This is a genomic window from Photobacterium sp. (genome assembly GCF_033720175.1).
In the GTDB taxonomy this organism is placed as follows: domain Bacteria; phylum Pseudomonadota; class Gammaproteobacteria; order Enterobacterales; family Vibrionaceae; genus Photobacterium.
Window position 1 is genome coordinate 50391 of the sequence record NZ_JAWWDA010000016.1, and the last position, 26519, is coordinate 76909.

The window sequence follows — 26519 nt, forward strand, 5'->3', positions numbered from 1 at the left end:
GCCGCCTTTTCTTATGCTAACCGTATCAGTTCTTTTACCAGTTTATTGATCCCGCTTGCCGCTTCAGAAAGATTGTTTGCGAGCATATAGGCCGGGGTTGTCAGTAACCGACGTTTCTGATCAAGGACAAAGTCATTAACCGGACAGTTGATATGCTGTCCCCCCATTTCATTAAATGTCTTGGCTATCTCAGCATCATTGCCGATGGTCCCTTTTGCCCCCGAACCGTAAATGGCTGGAATTAAGGCTGGGGATATACACAAGTAACCCGCCGGTTTTTCTTCCAGCGCAAAAGCCTGACAGGCCTTTTTGACATCAGGATTGATCTCACAATCTGCCCCCTTGAAGGCAAAGTCAGACAGGTTTTTTGCCGCACCAAAGCCTCCGGGAATCAGTAATGCGTCAAAATCACGTGGATTTAAATTGGCGACATCTTCAATGTTGCCACGGGCGATCCGTGCGGCTTCGACAAGCACATTACGGGTTTCTTTGGTCGGCTCTCCCGTTAAATGGTTGATGACATGGTATTGATCAATGTTGGGCGCGAAGCAGTGCCAACTGGCTCCTTCTTGTTCAATCGCCAGTAGAGACAATACGGCTTCATGGATTTCAGTTCCGTCAAAAACGCCAGAACCGCTTAAAATTACCGCAATTTTCTTCATTTTGGCCTCCTTCCTAGTCATTTTTGTCGTGTATTGCTCTCAGATATTCTTATTTCAGATCGGTCTGTTAACTTTTTCCACAATTAATGATCATTTTAGGATCGAGGATCATTTTTTGCTTGTAAATATAAGTGTATGATATTTATTGCTTTATTTTTCATTTTTCATTTTTGTTTATTGTTGATCAATTCAGTAAAATTAAATACTAACAAAGTTATCCACAGATGGTCTGAGGTGGGTGGAAAACATCAGTTAACACTTGCAGGCTCTCATGGCATTCTAGTAGCTCATTGACAAATTTTGCTATTTTCAGCGTTGAATGAAGCAAAATCTGTGTGATGAATTATTTCTACTTAACTCTTTCATCCCCCGGATATAAGAATACCTTTATGGCAACTATCCCAGAAAATCCACTGATCCTGATTGATGGATCGTCTTATCTTTATCGTGCTTATCATGCTGCTCCCAACTTTACTAATTCTGACGGAGAGCCAACAGGTGCGGTCTATGGTGTTGTTAATATGCTGCGTAGTATGTTACGCCAGTTTTCCACCGAGCATGTGGCGGTGATCTTTGACGCCAAAGGCAAGACTTTTCGTGACGATATGTACCCGGAATATAAGGCGCATCGCCCACCAATGCCGGATGATCTCAGAAGTCAGATAGAACCTCTGCATGCTGTGATCAAGGCTATGGGGTTGCCACTGATCTCGGTATCCGGGGTAGAAGCCGATGATGTGATTGGAACGTTAGCAGGCCAGGCATCAAAGGCCGGCATGCCAGTACTGATCAGTACCGGCGATAAAGATATGGCGCAGTTGGTTGACGAGCATGTCACATTGATCAATACCATGACTGATGTTGTGATGGATCCTGCCGGGGTTGTGGAAAAATTCGGGATCGGTCCGGAGCTGATCATCGATTATCTCGCGCTGGTGGGGGATAAGGTCGATAACATTCCGGGCGTACCGGGAGTCGGAGAGAAAACCGCGAAGGCCCTATTAACCGGTATTGGGAGTATTGAGGATCTTTACGCCAACTTAGATGCGATTTCGGCGTTAGGCTTCCGTGGGTCGAAAACCATGGCAAAGAAGTTGGAAGACAATAAAGAAGCCGCTTACATGTCTTATCAGCTGGCAACGATAAAACTGGATGTTGAGCTAGATACAGCGCCGCAAGATCTGCGCAAAGGCGAGCCTGATACCGATGCGCTAACAAGTTTATTCGGTAAGTTACAGTTTCGCCGTTGGTTAGAAGAAATGCTGGATGGCGGTGATGGCAAAATTGTTGCCAACGAAAAATCAGCAAAGTCGGCGGCAGAGAAAAAAGTCGTGGCCCCAACGATTGATCGCAGTGGCTATGAAACCGTATTAGATGAAGCCGGTTTCAACGCTTGGCTTGAAAAACTCCAAGCAGCAGAGATCGTTGCTTTTGATACCGAAACCGATGGCCTGGATTACATGACCGCGAATCTGGTGGGTGTGTCGTTTGCTGTTGAAGAAGGCAAGGCGGCATATGTACCGGTCGCTCATGACTATTTAGATGCCCCCGAGCAGCTGGATCGCGACTGGGTTTTGGCTCAGCTTAAGCCATTGCTAGAAGATCCTGAGCAGGCGAAAGTCGGCCAGAACCTGAAATTTGATGCCAGTATTCTCGCGCGTTACGACATTGAGATGCAGGGGATTAAATATGACACCATGCTGGAGTCATACGTGTTCAACAGCGTGGTCGGGCGCCATGATATGGACAGCCTGGCCCTGCGCTATCTAGAGCACAAAAATATCAGCTTTGAAGATATTGCCGGCAAAGGTAAAAAGCAGCTGACGTTTAACCAAATCGATTTGGAAGAAGCGGGTCCGTACGCGGCGGAAGATGCCGATATTACCCTGCGTCTGCACAACTATCTGATTGCCAAAGTCGAAGCTGACCCAAAACTGAAGTCGGTCTTCGAAGACATCGAAATGCCGCTGGTGCCTGTATTGTCACGTATTGAACGTACAGGGGTCTTGATTGACAGTATGCTGTTGAGCGCGCAATCGTCCGAAATTGCGGTGCGTCTGGATGAGCTGGAAAAGCAAGCGTATGAGATTGCCGGACAAGAATTTAATCTGGGCTCCCCCAAACAGCTACAAGCGATACTGTTTGAAAAAATGGGCCTGCCTGTTTTGAAGAAAACCCCGTCAGGCGCCGCTTCAACCAATGAAGAGGTGTTGCAAGAATTAGCCTTGGACTACCCGTTACCGAAATTGCTTTTGGAATATCGTGGGTTAGCAAAACTGAAGTCGACCTACACCGATAAACTGCCGAAGATGGAAAACCCAGCAACAGGGCGGGTGCATACATCTTACCATCAGGCGGTCACGGCAACGGGCCGCTTGTCATCGAGCGATCCAAACCTGCAGAACATTCCGGTACGTAACGAAGAAGGACGGCGTATTCGCCAGGCCTTCATTGCACCGACAGGGTATAAAATTCTGGCCGTCGATTACTCTCAAATTGAACTGCGGATCATGGCGCACCTATCAGGTGATAAAGCCCTGCTGGACGCCTTTAACCAGGGTAAAGACATTCACGCGGCCACCGCGGCTGAAATATTGAACCTGCCAATCGAATCAGTGAGCACTGAACAGCGTCGTCGTGCCAAAGCGATCAACTTCGGTCTGATCTATGGTATGAGTGCGTTTGGCCTGGCGAAGCAGCTGGGGATGGGGCGCAACGAAGCGCAGGACTACATGAATGTGTATTTCGAGCGTTACCCGGGGGTACTGGAATATATGGAAAGCACCCGCACGACAGCAAGTGAGCAAGGTTTTGTTGAAACCTTATTCGGTCGTCGCTTATATCTGCCAGACATTAAGTCACGCAATGGCCTGCGCCGCAAAGCCGCAGAGCGTGCAGCCATCAATGCGCCAATGCAGGGCACGGCTGCCGATATTATTAAACGCGCGATGATATTGGTGGATCAGTGGATTTTGCAACAGAATACGGGTCGTGTGCGGATGTTAATGCAAGTACATGACGAACTTGTCTTTGAAGTACAGGAGTCTGAACTGGAAGCTGTCTCGCTGGAGGTGCGCCGCCTGATGGAATCTGCCGCTGAACTGGCGGTGCCGCTGATTGCAGATGCGGGGTTCGGTGACAACTGGGATGAGGCCCATTAAGGGTTTCAAGTCTTCTCTCTCGCACTGAAAAAGTGAAAGCCGACATTGAGTCGGCTTTTTTTTTGCATTAAATAAACGCTCACTAAATTACCTTCTGTAAAACTTAGTTACGAGTGAGTGAAAAAAAACTACAATTTTTGCTTTTATTATCTGCTCAATTGATATACAGTTATCTGCGTAGGGTACAGAGGTAAGATGTTCTATCTTTCAGACCTTTTGTTTCACGTTATTGGATTTGGCTGATTCAGCCGCCCTGGTCGTTTGACCAGGGCGTTTTTTATTTCAGCGCCCCAAAAATCCCCTGTCTGTTTTATTTCTTCTTTTTCAATCAATTTGGCTGCTGATGTGGCGGATCATCGACACCCCAATCTTGACCATTGTTTTCATTTCTGCCATCGGATTGGTTGTTTTACGACCTTAATGCTGCTTTTCAGCCTGATTGATGCTGGGTTTCCAACCGATGAAGGGAGTGCGAGAGCTAGCCTATTGAGTATCTGCTTTTTTATTTCTTTGAATTTAGAGTAATTACTTTAAATTTAAGCTGGAGGGGTTATACTGTATTGGCTTCTTGTTCATATTTGTTATTGGCCGCGGATTCATAGAGCGGCTAGCCTGCAAATAATTGAAATAGCCATCCATTTTGTTGAGGGTGGCTTTTTTTTGTCTGCGAGATAGTGATGTAATTAAATTCCATAAGTGTCGGTGGTTGACGGTGGAAAAGACGCTTATTTTCCATCGCAAAATAATCAACTGAAAATTAGTGGGTAAACCATTAAAAGGTGGATTTAAGTAGGGATATTGCGGAGAAAGCGCGATTATTAGCGGTGAAATAACCAACAAAAACGGTATAAAGCACTTGCGTTGGGTGGGAAAATCATTGATGCTTTCTGGACAAAAATAAAAAAATCTCCTATTTCTCTCCCGTTGCCCCACCTGGAAGGTGGGGAATTTTTATGGCCCTGTCCTTAGTGCCATAATCAACTGAACAGCGTTAATGATTATTCATTATTATCACTTACCGCCGTATCTGTTTCGGTATTACCGTGCTCTGCTGCTGCGAGCATTTGCTGTCGTTCAAGTTCAGGTGCAAACCATGAATCCAGCTTGCGGCGTACCTGATCAAGTCCAATTCCCTTGAGTGAAGAGAACAACTCGATTTGCACATCACCACCAAAAGACTTTGCGGATTCGCGTACTTTTAGTAATTGTGATTTACGTGCACCACTTTTCATTTTGTCCGCTTTAGTTAACAGCACTAAAACGGGAAGGCGGCTTTCGATCGCCCAGAAAATCATTTGCTGGTCGAGGTCCTTCATGGGATGGCGGATATCCATTAGTACCACCAGGCCTTGCAGGCATTCACGTTTCTGCAGATATTCACCCAGCGCTTTTTGCCATTTAATCTTCATTTCTAATGGCACTTGAGCAAACCCGTAGCCCGGTAAATCGATTAGATTACACCCTTGAGTTACCTCAAACATGTTAATCAATTGTGTCCGTCCTGGGGTTTTTGAGGTGCGCGCTAAGCCTTTCTGATCGGTAATGCGGTTCAGTGCGCTTGACTTTCCTGCGTTGGAGCGGCCAGCAAATGCGATCTCAACGCCTGTGTCTTGGGGCAAGTGGCGAATGTCGGGTGCACTTGTGATGAAGCCGGTATTTCTGTAGTTGAGAGGTTGATTCACTGTTAACTCCGTCAAGTCTTCATGTAGTCGACTGATTACTTTTATGTGAAATTGTGTAAAATGTAGCAAACCGTGCTCGGTTTGTGGTCGCATTGTATACCATGTTACTGAGCATTACTTGTGGTACTGGAAGCTCTATAATTATATACGGAATGTCATGAAGAAATTAGTACTGATATTGACCCTTCTTGCCAGTTGCTCAGCCTGGGCCCAGGGAGATGCAGAAGCTGGAAAAGCGAAAGCTGTGGTATGTGCCGCTTGTCACGGCGCCGATGGTAATAGCATGATTGCGCAATATCCTAAAATTGCTGGTCAGCACTCAGGTTACCTTGAAAAGCAGCTCAAGGAATTCAAGCTAGCGATGACTACAGGTGGCAAGGAAGGTCGTAACGATCCGGTGATGGGGGGGATGGCAATGCCATTGTCTGAGCAGGACATGGCGGATTTAGCCGCTTATTTTTCAACATTACCCATCTCGGATAACACCACACCTGAATCATCAGTAGCCGTTGGCCAGCAGCTTTATCGGTTTGGTGATCCGGAGCGTGGCATCGCAGCCTGTACAGCCTGCCATGGCCCTCGCGGTAATGGCACCAGCCTGTCGGGCTTCCCGAAAATATCGGGTCAGCACGCTGAATACGTGAAAATTCAACTCGAGAAGTTCCGTTCCGCTCAGCGTAATAATGATATGAACCAGATGATGCGATCGGTCGCGGCAAAACTGTCAGATGATGAAATCACCGCTCTATCCCAATATGTTGGTGGTCTACACTAAGCGCTTAGATTGGAGTGTTGGCATTTAAAAGGCAGCTTTTTGCTGCCTTTTTGCTGCTTGTCCCGCGGCAAAGCGAGGCGAAAGGATCTGTTTTATGATTAGGCGCAGTGGTAGATAGAGCTAAATGCAAGTGAGTCATAAAAAAGGCCTGAACAAAGAGTGCGAAATCGACAAATGCTCAGCCGTATATAAGAGATCTGCCACTGGTGATGTCGGATGTTGATGAAAGATCATCAGGATTTGGTTATCAATGTTCGATGGATCAGCGGCTTAGCCATATTGAAATAATATTTCAGGAAAACGGCGTATCTCAGCTACCTTGTATGCCAGCTGAATCAAGATAGAGTATACCTTGTCGACAGGGAGAGCGGCAGGGGATAGGAAAGCGCCAGGATGGCATGGGCATGACGCCTGAAATAGCGCACGGATGGTGATTTCAGTTATCAGGATGATAGCGTGCTTAATGGATAAGCCGGTAAGGATAAACCGCATTAACATGGAGTGTGGCACGGAAGACTAAAATTCATCAGGGAGATGAAGAACGCGAAGTCTTGCAAGGAAAGCACGAATAACAAAGGGATTGTTGTCAAACCGGGATGTTTATTCACTGGTCAGGGACTGACCAGGCAGAATTTCAAGCCAATCGATGGCTACCCATAGAGCGACAGGTGGCTACCTGTCGCTTTTTTCTTTATTGGCTTTCTGTTATGTTTCGGCTTCATTTTCCGGAGGCAGTACGATGCAGACATGCCCGCTATGCAATGGCCATTCGGCCAGTGATTTTTCTCAAGATAAACGTCGTGCATATTTTCGCTGTGGCGATTGCGCATTTATCTTTGCAGATCCCGCATCTCGACTGCCACCTGAAGAAGAAAAAACCGTTTATGATCAACATGAAAATAATCCGAAAGATGAGGGTTACCGCCGTTTCCTCAATCGTCTTGCCGCGCCGTTAGCCCTGCGGGTCGGTAATAAACCGGGTGAGGGACTGGATTTCGGGAGTGGCCCCGGCCCGACATTATCCCTAATGTTGACAGAGATGGGGTATAATATGGCGATATACGACCCATATTTTGCTCATACTCCTTCGGTATTAGAAAAACAGTATGATTTTGTGACTTGTACCGAGGCTATTGAACATTTTTACACGCCTGCGAAGGAATGGGGGCGACTACTTAGCATGGTAAAACCTGGCGGATGGCTGGGGATCATGACGAAGTTAGTGATTAATACCGATGCCTTTGCGCAATGGTATTACAAAAACGACCCAACCCATGTGAGCTTCTTCAGCCAGGAAACGTTCCGTTATCTAGCGGAACGTGACGGTCTGGAAGTCGAGTTTGTTGGAACAGATGTAATTTTGCTGAGGAAACCCCAGTAATGACCCGTAAGAAAAGAAGTCGCACCGTAGGATCTGAAGGTCCTGCTGTATACCGCGAAAAATCGACCTCACAAATTGATATTGAAGCGCGTAAAAGCCAGAAAGAGAAGAAGCGTAAAGGCTTGAAATCAGGAAGCCGCCATTCGGCTGGCCTGGATTCAGCGAATCGCGCAAATGGTCAGAAGAAAGATCCGCGCCTAGGCAGTAAAAAGCCGGTACCACTAGTCGTTGATGCGAAACCAACAACCAAGAAAGAGCGACGCCTGAGCGCCGAGCAAGAACTGGCGATGTTGGAAAATGATGCACAATTGATGGTGCTGCTTGACCGTATCGATGCCGGTGAAAAACTTGGCTCAGGCTTGCAGAAGCAAGTTGATCAGAAGTTAGACCGTATCGAACACCTGATGGGACGCTTAGGCCTGCTTGAAGAAGATACGCCAGACGCTACCGAAGAAGCACCGGTACGCAAGGGTGCAAAAACTGATGAAGACTTACTTGATCAGTTTGAAAATATGGATTTAGACTCATTCGATAAGGAGTAACCGTTGCAGGATATGACGCTTTGGTTAGGTTTGGCCGGTACTGTTATTGCCGGGCTAGCCTTTTATGCGGGATCTTTGTTGTTTAAGCTGTATCAGCAACATCAACGGCAGAGCGCATTTCTGGCGCGAGCGAAGCTTCAACAGGCGGAGAAAATACAACAACGCAATGCCCGTATTATGGACAGCGTGTTTATTATTGCCAACGCGGGTAAGCAAGAGCAGTGTGATATGTCAGAAATCACCATTCGGCTATATAAGCTGATGGAAGTCTTGCAGGCTGACCAACCTATTGACTTTGCGTGTAAATATCCTGCGATGTTTGAGCTTTATCAGGTGGTGAGAGAGATGCCGCGTGGTGATGAGCGTCAGACAATACAGAAAAAAGAGCGCATGAAGCTCGATCTGCAGCGGATGAAAGCGGAAGCTCGCCTGAAAGAAACCATTAAGCTTGAGCTGGAAGATATCCTGTCAATGAAAGCTGAACAACCAGAGGCATAGCCTCAGGTTATAAACGACTGCCTGGGTCGACCCGATCCAGGTGGCATTTTTGTCATCATTAATGAGTAAGTAGTCTACATCTTTATTAAGCTGTGGCACACTTGACGATCGTTTTATCTCTCCCGACCACAACTACAAATAGCGGAAGTATGTCATGTCAAATGAGCAGATTATTTGGGATCAGGCACTGATAGAAAAATATAACTATTCAGGCCCCCGTTATACCTCATATCCGACAGCCCTTGAGTTTCATGAGGCATTTACGCCGGCGGAATTTGATATGGCTTGTGCGCAGTATCCTGAGCGCAAACTTTCACTGTATGTGCATATCCCGTTCTGCCACAAGCTTTGCTATTACTGCGGCTGTAATAAAATTATTACTCGCCATCAGCATAAAGCGGATCAGTACCTGGATGTGCTGGAACAGGAAATTCGTCAGCGTGCTACGCTGCTTGGCAATCGGCAGGTCAGTCAGCTTCACTGGGGCGGCGGTACACCCACTTTCCTGACTAAGCCACAAATCAGTCGTTTGATGAGGTTGCTGCGGGATCAGTTCAATTTTGACCCTGATGCAGAAATTAGCATTGAAGTCGATCCGCGTGAAATAGAATTGGATGTGCTGGATCTTCTTCGCGCTGAAGGCTTTAACCGCCTCAGTATCGGAGTGCAGGACTTTAATAAAGAAGTGCAGAAACTGGTGAACCGTGAGCAAGATGAAGAGTTCATTTTTGCCATGGTACAGCGTGCCAAAGAATTAGGTTTCCGTTCAACTAATCTCGATTTGATTTATGGCCTGCCAACGCAGAACCGTGAGCGGTTTGCTAAAACCTTAGAGCAGGTACTGACGATGAAGCCGGGCCGTTTGTCTGTCTTTAATTATGCCCATATGCCAGCCCTTTTTTCTGCCCAGCGTAAGCTTAAAGATGAGCTGCTGCCGAGTGCAAATGAAAAACTGGGGATCTTGCAAGACACCATCAGTACCTTAACCGAAGCCGGTTACCAGTTTATCGGAATGGACCATTTTGCCTTACCGGATGATGAATTAGCCGTTGCCCAACGCAACGGTATTTTGCACCGTAATTTCCAGGGCTATACCACCCAGGGTGACTGTGATTTACTGGGGATGGGTGTTTCTGCTATTTCGATGATTGGTGATTGCTACGCGCAGAACCAGAAAGAGCTGAAGGCTTACTATGCGGATGTGAACAATAAACATCAGGCACTGTGGAAAGGGGTGTCGCTTGATGCGGATGATTTGTTACGCCGGGAAGTGATCAAAGCCCTGATTTGTAACTTCCAGCTTGATATGACCGTGATTGAAGAGCATTTTGATCTGAACTTTAAACAATACTTTGCTGAAGATCTGAAATTATTGCAAACGTTCATCAATGATGGGTTAGTGACGGTCGATGAGCGGGTTATTCAGGTTGAATTAAAAGGCCGTTTGCTGATCCGTAATATCTGTATGTGCTTCGATAAATACCTCCGTGATCGTGCCCGTCAGCAGCAGTTCTCGCGGGTGATTTGAGTACCGCCTTCAATCTGAAATCGCAAAAAGCCGCTTGATTCAATCAGCGGCTTTTTATTGGGTACTGATAGTGAATAAATCAGCTCACATGGTTTGGATTACCTTGATCTAGCGATTGGCTGCTTTCAGTTTAAGGGCCTGCTTTTCAGCATCAGACAGGAACGCCAGCTCAAGGCCATTGATTTGCGCCTGGCGAATCTGCTCCTGGCTCAGGCCCACTTTCGGTGCCGCCACTTCATATTCATACGGTAATTCAATCCCTTCTACAGCCGGATCATCGGTGTTCAGACATGCCAGAATACCATGGTCGAGGAATTGCTTAATTGGATGAGATTCGAAAGACTCAACGGTACTGGTCTGGATATTAGACGTCAGGCATGACTCGATACCAATTTTATGTTCGGCCAGGTAGTCCATCAGTTTAGGATCGTGAACCGCTTTCACGCCATGGCCGATACGTACAGCACCAAGTTCCCAGATGGCCTGCCACATGCTTTCCGGCCCTGCGGCTTCACCCGCATGAACGGTGACGCGCAGATCAGCATCTCGTACTTGTTTGAAATGGCTGATAAAGCGATCGCCTGGCTGGCCTAGCTCATCACCGGCAAGATCGATAGCAACCAGTTTATCTTTCTGGCTGAGCAGCGCATCCAGCTCTTGCTGGCAGGCTTGCTGGCCAAACGTGCGGCTCATGATACCAATCAGGTTGGCTTTGACATCAAAGTCACGACAGCCGGCAGCCACCCCGTCGACGACAGCCTCAACCACGCCAGCGACGGGCAGGTTGTGCTTCATCGCCATGTAGTAGGGGGAAAAGCGCAGTTCTGCATAGTCAATCTGGGCATTCAGTGCGTCTTCGACATTTTCATAGGCGACGCGGCGGCACGCATCGAGATCACCCAGTACCGCAACCCCCCAATCAAGCTTCGACAGGAAAGCCATTAAGCTCGGCTCAGCTTCGACGATCTGAACATGCGGGCGCAGCCCTTCAATATCGGTCGCTGGCAGTGCCATACCGAATTTCTGACCAAGTTCTAAAATAGTCTGAATGCGGATATTGCCATCAAGATGACGGTGAAGATCGGTTAAAGGAAGGTGCTTAGTGATCATAATTATTGGTGCCCCTATAGAAACTGGTGCGTCAGTATACGCAAAGAACAAATTACAATCATTATAGTCCGGGTGGATATTCTTCGATGGCGGCAGAAACTGAGCTGATGTTTACTGGATCTGTTGACCCTTTGCTTAATGGTTCTGGGCGGGCATAAAAAGACCCTTGCGCAAAACCGAACATGCATTGAACGGTTTTGGGGTGATCTTAATGACAGATAGTGACTAATCCAGTGTCATATTCAGCTCTTTGAGTTTGCGAGTCAGGGTGTTTCTTCCCCAGCCTAATAGCTTGGCGGCTTCTTGTTTGTGGCCACGAGTATACTCCAGGGCGGTTTCCAATAAAATTTTCTCAAACTCCGGTAAGGCTTCGCCCAGTAGGTTCTGGTTACCTTGCTGAAGTTCGCTTCGGGCCCAGCTCTGTAAAGCCTGATGCCAGTGTGAGAGAGTCGGGTCACCTGCTGGCTGAGCGTTGATTGTCAGAAGTTCCGGCGGCAGATCAGAAGGTAAAACTTCATTACCGCTGGCCATAACGGTCAACCAGCGGCAGGTGTTCTCTAACTGTCTGACATTGCCCGGCCAGTCAAGACCGGTAATGAGTTCGACAGTGCTCGGATGCAAGGTTTTGACCTCGACCCCCAGTTCATCGGAGGCCCTCTGAAGAAAGTGGCGTGTCAGCTGTGGAATATCCTGACGGCGATCTTTCAGCGCCGGAATATGGACGCGTATCACATTCAGACGGTGGAACAAATCTTCTCGGAAATCACCGTTGGTAACCAGCAGCTCCAGGTTCTGGTGAGTGGCGGCAATGATCCGGACATCAACATTAACGGGTGAGTGCCCGCCAACCCGATAAAACTGGCCATCAGCCAGTACGCGTAATAAGCGGGTCTGAATATCTAATGGCATGTCACCGATTTCATCAAGAAACAAAGTGCCGCCGTTCGCTTGTTCAAAGCGCCCCTGACGCACGCTGTTAGCGCCGGTGAAAGCGCCTTTTTCATGGCCAAACAGTTCAGACTCAATTAAGTCTTTCGGAATGGCTGCCATATTCAGGGCAATAAAGGCTTTCTTGCTACGCGGACTATGGCGATGCAGGGCATGGGCAACCAGCTCTTTACCGGTGCCTGATTCACCGTTGATCAATACCGAGATGGAAGAGCGGGATAAACGGCCAATGGCGCGAAAGACTTCCTGCATGGCCGGCGCTTCACCGATGATCTCAGGTACCGCTTTCAGGGTCTGTTCTGGCTGCTGCTGACGTTTCTGTTCCTGGCTGTGGGTGACAGCCCGCTCCACCAAACTAACCGCTTCGTCAATATCAAACGGCTTCGGCAGATATTCAAAGGCTCCTTCCTTATAGGCGTTAACGGCGGCATCTAAGTCGGAATGTGCCGTCATGATGATAACCGGTAAGGAGGGGTGATCCTGTTGCAGTGATTTAAGCAATGTCAGCCCATCGGTACCCGGCATGCGAAGATCAGACACCAATACATCGGGTACACTGCATTCGAGTGCTTCAATAACACTGTCGGCATCGGCAAAGGTTTCACATTTTAATCCGGCGGCATTGAGGGTGCGCTCTAATACCCAGCGAATAGAACTGTCGTCGTCAACAACCCATATCAATCCTTTGCTCATATTGTCGGTCCCCTTGAGTTATAAAAATCGGGTGAATACACTGATGCGTGACTATCCGGTTAGGTTATGGGTAAGTAAATCGTAAATTTAGTATGTCCAGGCCAACTGACGACTTCAATTTTACCCTGGTGCTGATCGATCAGGTTGCGGGCGATAGATAAGCCCAGCCCGGTTCCGCCGTCTCTTCCGGTGACCATGGGATAAAACAAGGTATCCTGGATCTCTCTCGGAATACCCGGACCATCATCGATGATGTCGATTTTTGCGGCAATTCGATGGCGCTGACCGTGAATCAAGGTTTGATGTGCGGTACGGGTTTTCAGGGTGATATTACCGCCGTTGACCTGTTGCAGCGCTAATGCGGCATTACTGACAATATTGAGAATAGCCTGCTCCAGCTGTTCCGGATCCATGATGAAGTCGGGCAGGCTGGGATCATAGTCGCGGTGGATCTGAATGCTTTCGCCACCGTCTAGGCTAACAAGCTGGCGTACTTTCTCTAACACCACATGAATATTATCCACCTGCCGCTCTCCCGGACGTTGTGGTCCGAGCAGGCGGTCGACTAAATTACGTAGTCGATCGGCTTGTTTAATGATCATCTGGGTGTACTCGGTATAACTCGGGTCCGGCAGGGCTTTTTCTAATAACTGTGCCGCGCCACGTAAGCCGCCCAACGGGTTTTTAATTTCATGGGCCAGGCCGCGTACCAGTTCTTTGGCGGCCTGTTGCTGAGCGTGCTGACTGAGCTCCTGGCTGATACGACGCTGCTGGTCGATAGGCTTGAGCTCCAGCAGGATCAGCAGTTCTTTTTGCCAGGAAATCGGGCTGGCATTGAGCTCTAAGGCATGGTGTTTACCATCTATGACAAAGGTGACATCGCTATCAGCCAGTCCCTGGCCGCTCTGCAGCGTGGCTTGCACCAAGCCGAGATCCAGGGATGAGTGTTGTAATAAATCGGGGAAACAGGTGTTCAGTAAACGGCGTTTACTGAAAGACAGCAACTGTTCTGCTGCCGGATTGACGTAACAAATGGTTAACTTCTCGTCGAGCAACAGTACCGCTGTGACTAAATTATCCAGAATTATAGGGGTAAAATTAGCTGTCACGATTATCATCCTTGTTGATATCAATGCGTATCACTTTGCGATCAATGAGCGTTATCGTGACGTGAATTGATATTGTGCACCATGTTGGTGCAATCAAGTGTAGCCTGTCTGCCTACGATAGTGCACCAAAAATCAGTATTGGGTGATTATTTGGTTTTTATTGCTGGTGATTTACGCTGGATCACGGAAGCCCGGTGTAGGTAAACGGTAATATTATTTGATGATGCAATAACCTTGCCGTATTTAAGAAGCTGTACTTGCAGCTGATGGCTGCCTCTATCGATATTGATTAAACGCCAGCTGAGGCTGGCTTGCGGGCGGCCGTAAGCTTTGCCATCGAGCAATAACTGTACATTGTGGCCTTGGTCCATTTTTCGGTTCGCGATGGCAGAGACGGTGATGATCCCTTCGTTCTCGCGCAAGGTCTGTTCATGCATCGGTGACAGCAGACGAATGCTGGCCGGAGGTGCGGCATCAGGCATATTGCCGGATTCAGGGGGGATGGGTTCTGAGGTGGTGGGGCCCGCTGCGGATACGGTACTCGGCAGGGAGTCGAATTGATAGAGTGTCGCCTTCTCGGTGGGCTGATCAGAGAAGTGAACAATCCCCTCGCTATCAGTCCAGGTGTAGATGGTCGTGGCGTGCAGAGCCGGCGAGATCAGCAGGCTCAATAACGTTATCAAGATAAATGGTATATGCATTTCGGTCTCCCAAATTTGTTAGTTTTTCAGCTTGGGAAGAGACCGCAAGATCAAAAAGGCCTGCTTGTGAAGCAGGCCTAAGTCTTAGCTGTCGAGTAATGTATTTATTACTTATACAGAATAGTAAAGATTAAACTCAAGCGGGTGTATCGCCATGTTGATCTTCTCAACATCTTCAGACTTCAGTTTGATGTAAGAATCAATGAAATCATCAGAGAAGACACCGCCTGCAGTGAGGAACTCGCGGTCTTCGTTCAGGCACTTGAGTGCGTCTTGAAGCGATTCTGCAACCGTCGGGATTTCCGCTGCTTCTTCAGCCGGCAGATCGTAAAGGTCTTTATCCATCGCTTCACCCGGGTGGATCTTGTTCAGGATACCGTCAAGACCAGCCATCAGCATTGCTGAATATGCCAGGTACGGGTTCGCGGCCGGATCACCGAAGCGAATCTCAATACGGCGTGCTTTCGGATTTGACACCACCGGGATACGGATAGAAGCTGAACGGTTACGGGCAGAATATGCCAGCATAACCGGTGCTTCGAAACCAGGAACCAGACGCTTGTACGAGTTAGTTGCCGGGTTTGCAAAGGCGTTGATTGCACGAGCGTGTTTAATGATACCGCCGATGTAGTAGATCGCGATATCAGAAAGGCCGCCGTACTTATCGCCGGCAAACAGGTTTACACCGTCTTTAGCCAGTGACTGGTGTACGTGCATGCCGGAACCGTTATCACCGGCAAGTGGCTTAGGCATGAAAGTGGCTGTTTTACCAAATGCATGAGCAACGTTATGGACAACGTACTTATAGATTTGGGTTTCATCCGCTTTCGCTGTCAGGGTGTTGAAACGCGTCGCGATTTCGTTCTGACCGGCCGTCGCAACTTCGTGGTGGTGGGCTTCAACAACCAGACCCATTTCTTCCATGATAAGGCACATGGCAGAACGGATATCTTGTGAGGAATCGACCGGTGCAACCGGGAAGTAACCGCCTTTCACGCCAGGACGGTGACCTTTGTTACCACCTTCGAAGTCAGAACCCGTGTTCCAGGCCGCTTCTACGTCATCAATCTTAAAGAAAGAACCCGACATGTCGGTACTGAACTTAACATCATCAAACAGGAAGAACTCCGGCTCAGGACCAACCAGCACCGTGTCTGCGATGCCCGTCGAGCGCATGAACTCCTCAGAACGCTTGGCGATTGAGCGAGGGTCGCGATCGTAGCCTTGCATGGTGGCAGGCTCAAGAATGTCGCAACGAATGTTTAGCGTTGCGTCTTCTGTGAACGGGTCCAGCACTGCGCTTGTAGCATCAGGCATCATTACCATGTCTGATTCATTGATACCTTTCCAGCCAGCAACAGACGAGCCGTCGAACATTTTGCCTTCTTCAAAGAAATCAGCGTCGATTTGATGAGAAGGAATAGAAATGTGCTGTTCTTTACCTTTGGTATCGGTAAAGCGTAGGTCAATAAATTTAACTTCATTTTCCTGGATCAGTGCTAGTACATTTTCTACTGACATCTTGAGTAACCTCCGGTGTTAAGATTGGGCAACTGGCCGCAAAAATTTTCATTGCTCTGTGCAGAGCGACTCTAAATAAGATACTGCGAAAAGTGTGCCAATTTTTTAAAGCCCCAGAATCGCCCACTTACGGCGCATCGGGGGCTAAGGGAATCCATTTCTGCACTATAATGGTGAGTTTTTGCACCATTATGGTGCGGTTGTACTGGTATTCACGATGATGGTGCGCCTCTACTATTCGCTTATGTCATTATATTGTCAATCTGGCACTGCATAATCACGCTCGTTTTTGGATTAATCCGAAATCTCAAAGATCGCGATGATATATTGCTGGCGCGTGATAACGACTGCTTTCGAGGGGTGCTGAGCGACTGTAGGCACTGTCTTTTATCGGCTGTAAGTATGCATAAACAGCGGGGGAGAGGGGGGCTTATACAAGGGCTAAAAAAAAACCGGTGATATAAATCACATATTACGTGGGTTTTAGCGTAAAATCTGTTAGATTATGAGCCGTTTTTTTAATCAAGTAGCACCTACCGTTGGTCGCTGCATGTTCTGAGTGAATGTGAAATCCATGTCTAATCAACAGATCGATAACTTAAGAAATATCGCAATTATTGCTCACGTTGACCACGGTAAAACTACCCTGGTTGATAAACTACTACAGCAATCTGGCACGCTAGAGGGTCGCGGCGAAGCCGAAGAGCGTGTTATGGATTCTAACGATATCGAGAAAGAGCGTGGCATCACCATTCTTGCTAAGAACACAGCAATTAACTGGCATGACTACCGCATTAACATCGTAGATACCCCGGGACACGCTGATTTCGGTGGTGAAGTTGAGCGTATCATGTCAATGGTTGACTCAGTATTGCTTATCGTTGATGCCGTTGATGGCCCAATGCCTCAAACTCGCTTTGTTACACAAAAAGCGTTCTCATACGGCCTTAAGCCAATCGTTGTTATTAACAAGATTGACCGTCCTGGCGCACGTCCTGAGTGGGTGATGGATCAAATCTTTGATCTGTTTGATAACCTGGGCGCGACTGATGAGCAACTAGATTTTACAACTGTTTATGCATCAGCATTAAACGGTTGGGCAACAATGGAAGAAGGTGTTGTTGGCGACGATATGGAACCATTGTTCCAAGCGGTTGTTGACAATGTTGCACCGCCAAGTGTTGACGTTGACGGCGCACTGCAGATGCAGGTTTCTCAGCTAGATTACAGCTCTTATGTTGGCGTTATCGGTGTTGCCCGTATTGCTCGCGGTTCTGTTAAGCCAAACCAGCAAGTGACTATCATCAATGCTGAAGGCAAGAAGCGTAACGGTAAAGTCGGTACCGTTCTTGGTTACCTTGGCCTTGAGCGTCACGAAGTGGAAGAAGCTAAAGCCGGCGATATTATTGCTATCACCGGTCTAGGTGAGCTGAAGATTTCAGACACAATCTGTGATGTTAATACCGTTGAAGCACTTCCTGCTCTTTCTGTTGATGAACCAACAGTTACCATGACTTTCCAGGTCAACACATCTCCGTTTGCAGGTAAAGAAGGCAAGTACGTTACTTCACGTAACATCCTTGAGCGTCTGGAAAAAGAACTTGTTCATAACGTAGCATTACGTGTTGAAGAAACTGACGATCCAGATAAATTCCGTGTTTCAGGCCGTGGTGAACTTCATCTGTCTATCCTGATCGAAAACATGCGTCGTGAAGGCTTTGAGCTAGCAGTATCTCGTCCAGAAGTTATCATCAAAGAAGAAAATGGCCAGCTAATGGAACCGTTTGAAACTGTGACTATCGACGTGATGGAAGAGCATCAGGGCGGTATCATGGAAAATATCGGTCTGCGTAAAGGTGAACTGACGGATATGGCACCAGATGGTAAAGGCCGTGTTCGCATGGACTTCATGATGCCTTCTCGTGGTCTTATCGGTTTCCAGACTGAATTTATGACCCTAACGTCTGGTTCAGGTCTGATTTACCACTCATTTGATCACTACGGTCCTCACAAGGGCGGTACTATCGGTCAGCGTAACAACGGTGTTCTGATTTCGAACGCAACGGGTAAGGCACTGACTTACGCACTATTCAACCTTCAGGAGCGCGGTCGTCTGTTTGCTGAACACGCTGACGAAGTGTATGAAGGTCAGATCATCGGTATTCACAACCGTGCTAACGATCTAACGGTTAACTGTCTTAAAGGTAAGCAGCTAACTAACGTTCGTGCATCTGGTACAGATGAAGCGCAGACGCTATCTCCTGCCATCAAGTACACACTTGAGCAAGCGCTGGAGTTCATTGATAACGATGAGCTGGTAGAAGTCACACCGGTAAGTATTCGTATCCGTAAGAAGCTTCTTACTGAAAACGATCGTAAGCGTGCGAGCCGTTCACCGAAGTAATCGGCCACGAATCGTAAGCTAAAAGATCCCGCCATTGGCTCAGCCCTGGCGGGATTTTTGTATCTGGCCCCATTAGATCCTGGTATATACTGGTTGCTTAATGCACGATGAGCGAAGCAGTATGCAGCCAATTATTATTACCGGCGGCCCGGGCGCGGGCAAAACGACCTTACTCAATGCGCTGGGAAGCAAAGGTTATTTAGTCTTTCCTGAAGTCTCTCGCACCTTAATCCAGCAACAATCTGCTCTGACGAATGGTGTGTTACCCTGGACCAATCTGCCGGCCTTCGCCGAACTGTGTCTGGAGATGATGGCAGAGCAACGTCGGTTTGCGGAAAATGGCACCATGCCGGCCTTTGTTGATCGGGCTGTCCCGGATATTTGCGCTTACCTGGCTATTGGCGGAGAGCCTGTCAGCCAGCATTATATTGACGCCTCATCGGGTTATGCCAAGCGGGTGTTCTTTTGTGCGCCACATGAGACGATTTATTGTCAGGATGAAGAGCGTCCTCATAGCTTTGCTGAAGCGCAGGCGATCCATGAGCAGCTGATCAGGACCTATGAAAGCCTGGGCTATGAGTTGATGACGGTGCCGTGGGGAAGTATTGAAGTGCGGGCCAGCTGGGTGCTGGCTCGCATGTCGCTGAAGGCTTAAGGTATTAGGTGTTTTTCAACTTGGCAATAAAGCGCTCAGATTCATCAATGGCAGCTTGCATATCGACAATGGCTCGCTGAATATCATTTTGCAGTGAGGTAAACTCACCTTGCAAAGAGCCAATGGCGGCAGCATTGAGGTTATGTTTCAGATACAGGGTGTTATCTCGCAGCGTATTGAGTACCGGCGTCATTTTTTTCTTGGCCCGGAGCATTGCCGTTAACATTTTCTGGTAGGACGCCTGGGTGGCTTTGAGTTTCTTTTCACTGTCACGCTTCAGGTTGGCGCTGGTGTATAGCGACAGCTCATCTTGCCACTCATCAAACAGGGCATCGGCGACATCTTCGATAGCGGCAATACGCTCGCTCACTTTTTCGGCGGCATCAGCGCTGGCTTCATACTGATCATTTATTCGGTCGTAGGTTGCCTCCAGTTCTCCGCCGTCAAACTGGTTAAGGGCTTTTAAGGCATCGAGGGCACTGGTAAATTGGTCTTGAGCATCTTGTTGAGCTTCGGTGGCATCTTCAACCCGATCCACCATAATTTCACGTTTATGGACGCCGACTTGTTCCATGGCGGAATAGTAGGCACTCTGGCAGCCTGATAACAGGGTGGTACTTAATAAGATGGCAAGCAGGTAAGGCATATCGGGTTCCTTGTCGGGGGGTAAATGAGTCTGTCACGGGGATAGGATTCCTCACCGTACCGAGTAATCCGTATTAGACTTTGAAATATATACCAATAGATTAAATGAATATGGCTGACAATAAAATAACTGACAAGATCCAATTATCCCGGCAGGCCAAGGTTGGCTTGGCCTACTTTACCTATCTGCACCGGCGTATTGGCCACGATCGGCTAACCGTCACTGCGGGTTCGATGGCGTATGTGACGTTGCTTTCACTGGTTCCTCTGATCACCGTCGTGCTGGCGGCGCTGTCTGCGTTTCCGGTTTTTGCCGGTTTGGGAGACTTATTGCAAAATTTTGTCATTGAAAATTTTGTGCCGGCCGCCGGTGAGGTGGTGAAAACATATCTCAATGAATTTGTCGCCAATGCCGGCAAGATGACGGCGGTCGGTGTGGGGGCCCTGTTTGTCGTCGCCATGATGCTGATGTCATCGATTGATCAATCGCTTAATTATATCTGGCGAGTTCATGAGAAACGTCGTCCGGTGATTTCGTTCTCAATATATTGGATGGTGTTAACCTTAGGCCCCATTCTGGTCGGCTCCAGTATTGCGGTCAGCTCTTACTTCGGGTCGCTTACATTGCTTGACAGCGAAGCGGTCAACGGCCTGTTCCAACAGATGCTGCGCGGGCTGCCGGCAATTATGTCAAGCTGTGCGTTTCTGGGGCTGTACTTGCTGGTGCCCAATATCAAGGTGAAGTTGAGCCATGCCCTGATTGGCGCTTTGACGGCCAGTGTACTATTTGAGTTGAGTAAAAAGGGCTTTGCCCTCTATATCACCAACTTTCCCTCTTATCAGGTGATCTATGGTGCGTTGGCCGTGATCCCAATCCTGTTTGTCTGGGTCTATTTATGCTGGTGTATTGTGCTGCTGGGGGCGGAAATTACCGCCAGTTTAGGTGAGCGGACACACTGGCTGGTTGCGGGCGATACAAATTCTGATGACTCTGACAAAGAGGGTGCAGAAGATAAAAAACGTTCTGAAGTAACAAGCTATTCTGAAACAAAAAGCGATAAGGAACAAAGTGAATGATTGCGCTAATTCAACGTGTAAGCGAAGCCAGCGTGGCCGTCGATGGCCAGGTTACCGGCACCATCGGAAAAGGTCTGCTGGTGTTACTGGGGGTAGAGAAAGGGGACAATGAAGCCAAAGCGCAGCGTTTACGGGATAAGGTTTTGGGTTACCGCGTGTTTGAAGATGACGCCGGGAAAATGAATCTGAATGTCCAGCAAGCCGGTGGCAGCGTTTTAGTGGTGTCGCAATTTACTCTGGCTGCCGACACCAATAGCGGTATGCGGCCGAGCTTTTCAGCCGGTGCCGCCCCCGCGGATGCAGAACGCTGGTACGACTATTTTGTCGAACGTTGTAGGGATAAAGATATTCAGACTGAAACCGGTATTTTTGCTGCTGATATGAAAGTGGCTTTATTGAATGACGGCCCTGTGACATTTTGGCTTCAGGTTTAATACCAATCGGCTTGATAAAGATTTGCGCTTAATGGTAGCCGCAATCTATCATTTATTCGCCGGGCTGGTCTGTTTCGCGAAGGATAACGATAACCTACCGGGCAATGGAAGAGAGGGATGGCATGTTTCGATTGATCACACCACAAACGGATACTGAGTTAGCGAATTACTATCATTTTCGCTGGCGCATGTTGCGTGAGCCATGGCGCATGCCGGTTGGCTCTGAGCGGGATGCTTACGACGAGCTGAGCTGCCATCGTATGATTGTGGACGATAAAGGAGAAACCATTGCTGTCGGCCGGTTGTATATGACCCCGGATAATGATGGGCAGATCCGCTTTATGGCGGTGCATCCGGAGTATCGGCATAAGGGCATGGGGGCGTTAGTCCTGATGGCCTTAGAGTCGCTGGCTCGTCAGGAGGGTGCGAAGCGTCTGGTCTGTAATGCCCGGGAAGACGCGATCCCGTTTTATCTGAAAAACAGCTTTGCCAGCCAGGGAGAGCTGAGAGATGAACGCGGCCCGGTGCGCCACCAGCAAATGCTGAAGTATCTTGATCCGCTAACAGATGTCGTGCGCCACCCGGAATGGTGCCAGGAGTTACAGACGTTATGGCACAATCAAATCCCGATCAGTGACAAGATGGGGGTTAAAATCAGTCAGTATACCGGGTATCGTTTTGAAGTCAGTGCCTTGATCAATGCTAATCTCAACCCGAGTGAATTTATGTTTGCCGGCAGTATTTTTACCATGGCGACATTAGCGGGCTGGGGTTTTATCTGGATGCTGCTTAAAGAACGCAAGCTGCAGGCTGATATTGTACTGGTGGATAGCAACATCCGTTATGTCGCACCGGTCAAAGAGCGTCCTCGTGCTGAGGCCAGTGTCGAGAGCTTGAGCGGTGATTTTGAGCGCCTGGCAAGTGGCCGCAAAGATCGGGTGACGGTCGAAGTGAGTGTTTATAGTGGCGAGCAACGGGCTTCCACATTTACCGGTACTTATATGTTGTTTCCGTCGCAGGAAGATAGTGACAGCTGTTGTTGATCACCTCGCCACTCGCGGATGAGCTGCTGGCAGCCTTGCTTTGCCTTCAGCGTCATGGTTTGTTCTGCTGTATTGGCCAGATCCCATTTCCCCTCAAAATTGGCTTCAATCCCGTTGCCGCTCAGCGTCATAGGCGCTATCACTAAGCGCCCGCGATCGGCGGTAATATGCACTGGCGTTGCCGTAAGCGGCTGAACCGGCGCGGACGCATCGGTCGTGCTTTTTGCTCCGTTATTGGCTAAGTGTTTTGATGAATAGCCTAGGCTGTTGCGGGTGTGCTGATCAAGATTAGCCTGCTCTTTGCCGGACTGACTCCAGAGTTGCCAGATCTGAGCTGTCGTCAGTTCAAGCGGTTGTAATTGGCGGAATCCGGCCGTTAACTCTCCGCTAAGACTGTAAGCCAGACTGGTCTGATGCTGTGCCAGTCCTGTGGCTGATAATGTGAGATCCATTGCGCCGCTCAACGGCAGAGGGAGCTGTAACCAATAAGGTAAAGTGCTGGCTGGCATACTGTCGGCGTGCATAAATAACTGCCAGGGTTGGCCTGGCTGATCAAGCTCGATTCCCCCGCTAGCCTCCAGCAAGCCGTTTTTGAAGGGGACGATAGCTTCAGCCAGCTGCCAGTTGCCGGCCTGGCTCTGCATCATAAGATATGGTTCAATCATCGTGACCCGGTTGACACTGACAAAGCCTGCACTGACGCTCAGCTCGCCCTGCCATAATCCCAACTGCCCTTTACGTTTGAGGATCAGATCTTCGCCATTGATATTCAGCCCGGTTACCTGGATAGGGAAGGATGGATTGTTATCCGTCAGCTGGGCGTAGCCCACATCCAGTTTGGTGATGCTGATATCATCAAACGCCCGGTTCAGCGTGGCGGCGGATTGCCGCCATTGTTCGGGGCGCAGCCATCTAATGCCATTGATTGATACTTGATTGAGTGCCAGCAGATCCGGCGTTAATGCGCCATCGGTCTGGATAAAACCATCAAAGACTTTGCTCGACAAGCCATCGATGGTGATTTGTTGCGGGGCAAAAAACAGTTCAACCAGAGGTTCCTCAAACACGGTCTTCTGCCATTGGATGCTGCTGGCACTGAGTGACAGGTGGGCGTTTTGTTGCTGCCAGCCAGTCGCTGGCCAGTGCCAGTCTTGGAGCGATAAGTTCAGCGAGTTGAAGCCATAGTCAGGCATTTCCATGCTGCTTTCCAGAATATCAAGGCGTTTGATATTTACGGTGATATCGGTGGCTTTTAATTGTGTCAGCTGCGTCTTGAATTGCTCAAGCTGCGTCGGATCCTGTAATTGCAACCCGGTCAGAGTGAGCTGGTGCAGAATGAGAGCGTCGGGCTGCGCCTCGGAATCTACGTATTCGGCCTGGCCGTTAAGGCTGGCGTGTTGCCAGTCAAAAGAGAAACCATACAATTTCCATTTTTGGTCATAGTGGTCACCATCAATGAGGACATTATCCAGTTCGATATTCTGCCAGCTGAGCCGGGAAGCGGAAAGTTGGTAGTCACCACTGAATTGCCCCCAGGGTTGAGCCTGGCTATTCCAGTTGTCTATCTGCAAGCGAGCATTTTGCAGCTTGATGGCTGGCGAAGTGATATTGAGGTGATTGAGTGCCAGGCGCGCAATATAAAGGGTGGGCAGAGTTTTAAGATCAATGGACTGGAGGCGTTCCGTACCATCTATTAATACGCTGTCGAAATACCAGCCTTGCTTAAATAGTTGCCGGGGAGCCAGCCATAATTGCAACAGGTCTGCTTCTAACACGGGAACCTGGCGATAGTTTAGTTGAAGCTGCTCTAGTTCAAGGTGCCAGGGATCGCGGATGTGGTAGGCAATGTTATCGGCCTTGAGTTGGTAGTCAGAGAAGGTATTAATGGTACGGGTGATGATTGCGGTGGCGTACTGGGTGTGGAGCAATGCCAGCATAATGGTACTGGTTAATAGCAGTAGCACCACGATGGTTGCGAAAATTTTCCCCACAGTACGCATTGATACCTTCCTTCTGTTATACCAAGCTGCTGACAAAACGCTGTATGGATCAGGATCTTAGTCTGTTTAGTGTTACTCAGAGTGGCGTAAAATCGGGTGAGCTGCAAGGAAATACACGGTTTTTCATAGTGGCGATCGACTATCATGGGGGTGAACCGTTTTCATTCGATGTTTGGTTTTATCGGTATTGCATAAACAGAAACAGAAACAGAAAAAGAAAGCCCCTCAAAAGAGGGGCTTGGAGTACCGTCGTGAAGTTAGTCTAACTGCGGACCTGCCGCGACCAGCTCGGCCCCTTCTGAAGTATCAGTATACTTATCGAAGTTATTAATGAAGCGCTCAGCCAGATCGATTGCTTTGCTCTCCCACTGCAGAGGATCAACGTAAGTATCACGCGGATCCAGAATGGCAGGATCAACGCCAGGTAGCGAGGTTGGTATCTCCAGGTTAAAAATTGGGATATGTTTGGTTTCAGCCTGGTCGATAGACCCATCAAGAATGGCATCAATAATACCGCGGGTATCCTGAATTGAAATACGCTTGCCTGTGCCGTTCCAACCGGTATTCACCAGATACGCTTCTGCTCCTGCTGCTTCCATACGTTTAACCAGCACTTCAGCATATTGGGTAGGGTGCAGGGTCAGGAACGCATTACCGAAACACGCAGAGAAAGTCGGTGTTGGCTCGGTGATGCCTCGTTCAGTACCGGCAAGTTTTGCGGTAAAGCCCGACAGGAAGTGGTACTTAGTTTGTTCTGGTGTCAGTTTTGATACTGGAGGAAGCACCCCGAATGCGTCAGCTGACAAGAAGATCACTTTGTTGGCATGGCCACCTTTCGACACTGGCTTAACAATGTTTTCAATGTGGTAGATAGGGTAAGAAACACGGGTGTTTTCCGTTTTCGAGTTGTCGTCGAAATCAATGGCACCATCACCGCGAACGGTCACGTTTTCTAGCAGCGCATCACGACGGATGGCGTTGTAGATATCAGGTTCCGCTTCTTTAGACAGGTTGATTGTTTTCGCGTAGCAGCCGCCTTCAAAGTTGAAGACACCGTTGTCATCCCAACCATGCTCATCATCACCAATAAGGGCACGTTTAGGATCGGTCGACAGGGTTGTTTTACCTGTACCGGATAGCCCGAAGAATACTGCTACATCACCGTTCTCGCCCATGTTGGCAGAGCAGTGCATTGATGCAATGTCTTTAAGCGGCAGGAAGTAGTTCATCATCGCGAACATACCTTTCTTCATCTCACCGCCGTACCAAGTACCGCCGATAAGCTGCATTTTTTCCGTCAGGTTAAAGACGGTGAAGTTTTCAGAGTTCAGACCATGCTCTTCCCACTTCTTATTGGTGCACTTCGCACCGTTCATGACGACAAAATCAGGTTCAAAGCTGTCCAGCTCATCTTCTGTCGGACGGATGAACATATTTTTCACGAAGTGAGCCTGCCATGCGACTTCCGTGATCACACGAATGCACAGGCGGGTATCTGGGTTGGTACCACAGTAGCCGTCAACCACAAACAGGCGTTTGCCGGAAAGCTGGTTAGTGACCAGTGATTTCAGCTCATTCCAAACGTTCTGATCAATTGCCTTGTTGTCGTTCTTGCCTTGGTCTGCCCACCATAGGGTATCGCGGGTAGTGTCATCTTTAACGATGAACTTATCTTTAGGCGAACGACCGGTAAAAATACCGGTATCAACAGACACTGCACCAAGCTCAGTGACAATACCTTTTTCATATCCTTCTAAGCCAGGCTTGGTTTCTTCTTCGAATAAAACTTCGTACGAAGGGTTACGGACAATCGCTGTAACATTATTGATACCGTATTCAGACAGATCCACGTTTTTTGCAACCTTTTTCTCGACGTTGATGACAGTCATAGGTGCTCCTTGGGTAAGATGATGTTTAACTGTTGACCATGCTAGCAACCCTAAGAGGCTA

The 26519-nt window shown here is 48.5% G+C and carries 21 protein-coding genes; 11 read left to right on the plus strand and 10 right to left on the minus strand.

What is annotated here, in order from left to right; all coding sequences use genetic code 11:
• Positions 1-11: 11 nt before the first annotated feature.
• On the minus strand, positions 12-662 hold the full coding sequence (gene elbB / locus R3289_RS16670) for an isoprenoid biosynthesis glyoxalase ElbB (RefSeq protein ID WP_318926819.1): 651 nt from the start codon (positions 660-662) through the stop codon (positions 12-14).
• Positions 663-1051: 389 nt separating this feature from the next.
• Between elbB and polA the strand changes: the two genes are divergently transcribed.
• A complete protein-coding gene (polA, locus tag R3289_RS16675; RefSeq protein ID WP_318926820.1) occupies positions 1052-3823 on the plus strand; it encodes a DNA polymerase I in 2772 nt (923 codons plus the stop codon).
• 998 nt (positions 3824-4821) lie between these two features.
• On the opposite strand, the gene yihA is transcribed toward polA, so the two are convergent.
• Positions 4822-5505 (minus strand): ribosome biogenesis GTP-binding protein YihA/YsxC, encoded by a 684-nt coding sequence (gene yihA / locus R3289_RS16680; RefSeq protein ID WP_318926821.1) that lies wholly within the window; start codon positions 5503-5505, stop codon positions 4822-4824.
• 157 nt (positions 5506-5662) lie between these two features.
• Here yihA and R3289_RS16685 point away from each other — a divergent pair, with 157 nt between their 5' ends.
• The 5 genes from R3289_RS16685 (at position 5663) to hemN (ending at position 10229) form a co-directional block, all read left to right on the plus strand.
• The gene (locus R3289_RS16685; protein WP_318926822.1) at positions 5663-6280 is read left to right on the plus strand and encodes a c-type cytochrome; all 618 of its coding nucleotides are present in this window, start codon (positions 5663-5665) and stop codon (positions 6278-6280) included.
• A 739-nt stretch (positions 6281-7019) separates the two neighbouring features.
• On the plus strand, positions 7020-7661 hold the full coding sequence (locus tag R3289_RS16690) for a class I SAM-dependent methyltransferase (RefSeq protein ID WP_318926861.1): 642 nt from the start codon (positions 7020-7022) through the stop codon (positions 7659-7661).
• A complete protein-coding gene (gene yihI / locus R3289_RS16695; protein WP_318926823.1) occupies positions 7661-8203 on the plus strand; it encodes a Der GTPase-activating protein YihI in 543 nt (180 codons plus the stop codon). The genes R3289_RS16690 and yihI overlap by 1 nt, the downstream gene beginning before the upstream one ends.
• Before the next feature lie 3 nt (positions 8204-8206).
• Complete coding sequence (locus tag R3289_RS16700) at positions 8207-8701, plus strand: DUF2489 domain-containing protein (RefSeq protein WP_318926824.1); 495 nt, start codon at positions 8207-8209, stop codon at positions 8699-8701.
• A 154-nt stretch (positions 8702-8855) separates the two neighbouring features.
• Positions 8856-10229 carry an oxygen-independent coproporphyrinogen III oxidase gene (gene hemN / locus R3289_RS16705; RefSeq protein ID WP_318926825.1) on the plus strand — a complete coding sequence of 458 codons (1374 nt, stop codon included), beginning with the start codon at positions 8856-8858 and terminating at the stop codon, positions 10227-10229.
• A gap of 108 nt (positions 10230-10337) precedes the next feature.
• Here the strand turns inward: hemN and add are convergent, their stop codons facing one another.
• The 5 genes from add to glnA form a co-directional block, all read right to left on the minus strand.
• Positions 10338-11339, minus strand: coding sequence for an adenosine deaminase (add, locus tag R3289_RS16710; RefSeq protein WP_318926826.1), 1002 nt, complete (start codon positions 11337-11339; stop codon positions 10338-10340).
• Positions 11340-11564: 225 nt separating this feature from the next.
• On the minus strand, positions 11565-12980 hold the full coding sequence (gene glnG, locus R3289_RS16715; protein WP_318926827.1) for a nitrogen regulation protein NR(I): 1416 nt from the start codon (positions 12978-12980) through the stop codon (positions 11565-11567).
• A 59-nt stretch (positions 12981-13039) separates the two neighbouring features.
• Positions 13040-14098 carry a nitrogen regulation protein NR(II) gene (gene glnL / locus R3289_RS16720; RefSeq protein WP_413466714.1) on the minus strand — a complete coding sequence of 353 codons (1059 nt, stop codon included), beginning with the start codon at positions 14096-14098 and terminating at the stop codon, positions 13040-13042.
• Positions 14099-14235: 137 nt separating this feature from the next.
• Positions 14236-14790 carry a DUF4124 domain-containing protein gene (locus R3289_RS16725; RefSeq protein ID WP_318926829.1) on the minus strand — a complete coding sequence of 185 codons (555 nt, stop codon included), beginning with the start codon at positions 14788-14790 and terminating at the stop codon, positions 14236-14238.
• A 111-nt stretch (positions 14791-14901) separates the two neighbouring features.
• Entirely contained in the window at positions 14902-16311 is a 1410-nt protein-coding gene (glnA, locus tag R3289_RS16730; protein ID WP_318926830.1) for a glutamate--ammonia ligase, read from the minus strand.
• Between the two features lie 574 nt (positions 16312-16885).
• Here glnA and typA point away from each other — a divergent pair.
• Positions 16886-18715, plus strand: coding sequence for a translational GTPase TypA (gene typA, locus R3289_RS16735; protein WP_318926831.1), 1830 nt, complete (start codon positions 16886-16888; stop codon positions 18713-18715).
• 121 nt (positions 18716-18836) lie between these two features.
• Positions 18837-19370, plus strand: a complete 534-nt coding sequence (locus tag R3289_RS16740) for an AAA family ATPase (RefSeq protein WP_318926832.1) — start codon at positions 18837-18839, stop codon at positions 19368-19370.
• A gap of 4 nt (positions 19371-19374) precedes the next feature.
• Here R3289_RS16740 and R3289_RS16745 read toward each other — a convergent pair whose 3' ends face one another.
• Positions 19375-20016, minus strand: coding sequence for a DUF2959 domain-containing protein (locus R3289_RS16745; RefSeq protein WP_318926833.1), 642 nt, complete (start codon positions 20014-20016; stop codon positions 19375-19377).
• Positions 20017-20126: 110 nt separating this feature from the next.
• Here R3289_RS16745 and R3289_RS16750 point away from each other — a divergent pair, with 110 nt between their 5' ends.
• The 3 genes from R3289_RS16750 (at position 20127) to R3289_RS16760 (ending at position 22569) form a co-directional block, all read left to right on the plus strand.
• Complete coding sequence (locus R3289_RS16750; protein ID WP_318926834.1) at positions 20127-21092, plus strand: virulence factor BrkB family protein; 966 nt, start codon at positions 20127-20129, stop codon at positions 21090-21092.
• Positions 21089-21526, plus strand: a complete 438-nt coding sequence (gene dtd / locus R3289_RS16755; RefSeq protein WP_318926835.1) for a D-aminoacyl-tRNA deacylase — start codon at positions 21089-21091, stop codon at positions 21524-21526. The genes R3289_RS16750 and dtd overlap by 4 nt, the downstream gene beginning before the upstream one ends.
• Positions 21527-21648: 122 nt before the next feature.
• Entirely contained in the window at positions 21649-22569 is a 921-nt protein-coding gene (locus tag R3289_RS16760) for a bifunctional GNAT family N-acetyltransferase/hotdog fold thioesterase (protein WP_318926836.1), read from the plus strand.
• On the opposite strand, the gene R3289_RS16765 is transcribed toward R3289_RS16760, so the two are convergent.
• Together R3289_RS16765 and pckA are read right to left on the minus strand one after the other, a co-directional pair.
• Entirely contained in the window at positions 22524-24569 is a 2046-nt protein-coding gene (locus tag R3289_RS16765) for an AsmA family protein (RefSeq protein WP_318926837.1), read from the minus strand. The genes R3289_RS16760 and R3289_RS16765 overlap by 46 nt on opposite strands.
• 257 nt (positions 24570-24826) lie before the next feature.
• Positions 24827-26458, minus strand: a complete 1632-nt coding sequence (pckA, locus tag R3289_RS16770) for a phosphoenolpyruvate carboxykinase (ATP) (protein WP_318926838.1) — start codon at positions 26456-26458, stop codon at positions 24827-24829.
• Between the last annotated feature and the right edge of the window lie 61 nt (positions 26459-26519).

Bases quoted from the DNA above. Each gene is read 5' to 3' on its own strand.
- elbB (WP_318926819.1), bottom strand. From the start codon at position 662: ATGAAGAAAATTGCGGTAATTTTAAGCGGTTCTGGCGTTTTTGACGGA.
- polA (WP_318926820.1), top strand. From the start codon at position 1,052: ATGGCAACTATCCCAGAAAATCCACTGATCCTGATTGATGGATCGTCT.
- R3289_RS16685 (WP_318926822.1), top strand. From the start codon at position 5,663: ATGAAGAAATTAGTACTGATATTGACCCTTCTTGCCAGTTGCTCAGCC.
- R3289_RS16690 (WP_318926861.1), top strand. From the start codon at position 7,020: ATGCAGACATGCCCGCTATGCAATGGCCATTCGGCCAGTGATTTTTCT.
- yihI (WP_318926823.1), top strand. From the start codon at position 7,661: ATGACCCGTAAGAAAAGAAGTCGCACCGTAGGATCTGAAGGTCCTGCT.
- hemN (WP_318926825.1), top strand. From the start codon at position 8,856: ATGTCAAATGAGCAGATTATTTGGGATCAGGCACTGATAGAAAAATAT.
- add (WP_318926826.1), bottom strand. From the start codon at position 11,339: ATGATCACTAAGCACCTTCCTTTAACCGATCTTCACCGTCATCTTGAT.
- glnG (WP_318926827.1), bottom strand. From the start codon at position 12,980: ATGAGCAAAGGATTGATATGGGTTGTTGACGACGACAGTTCTATTCGC.
- glnL (WP_413466714.1), bottom strand. From the start codon at position 14,098: ATGATAATCGTGACAGCTAATTTTACCCCTATAATTCTGGATAATTTA.
- R3289_RS16725 (WP_318926829.1), bottom strand. From the start codon at position 14,790: ATGCATATACCATTTATCTTGATAACGTTATTGAGCCTGCTGATCTCG.
- glnA (WP_318926830.1), bottom strand. From the start codon at position 16,311: ATGTCAGTAGAAAATGTACTAGCACTGATCCAGGAAAATGAAGTTAAA.
- typA (WP_318926831.1), top strand. From the start codon at position 16,886: ATGTCTAATCAACAGATCGATAACTTAAGAAATATCGCAATTATTGCT.
- R3289_RS16740 (WP_318926832.1), top strand. From the start codon at position 18,837: ATGCAGCCAATTATTATTACCGGCGGCCCGGGCGCGGGCAAAACGACC.
- R3289_RS16745 (WP_318926833.1), bottom strand. From the start codon at position 20,016: ATGCCTTACCTGCTTGCCATCTTATTAAGTACCACCCTGTTATCAGGC.
- R3289_RS16750 (WP_318926834.1), top strand. From the start codon at position 20,127: ATGGCTGACAATAAAATAACTGACAAGATCCAATTATCCCGGCAGGCC.
- dtd (WP_318926835.1), top strand. From the start codon at position 21,089: ATGATTGCGCTAATTCAACGTGTAAGCGAAGCCAGCGTGGCCGTCGAT.
- R3289_RS16760 (WP_318926836.1), top strand. From the start codon at position 21,649: ATGTTTCGATTGATCACACCACAAACGGATACTGAGTTAGCGAATTAC.
- R3289_RS16765 (WP_318926837.1), bottom strand. From the start codon at position 24,569: ATGCGTACTGTGGGGAAAATTTTCGCAACCATCGTGGTGCTACTGCTA.
- pckA (WP_318926838.1), bottom strand. From the start codon at position 26,458: ATGACTGTCATCAACGTCGAGAAAAAGGTTGCAAAAAACGTGGATCTG.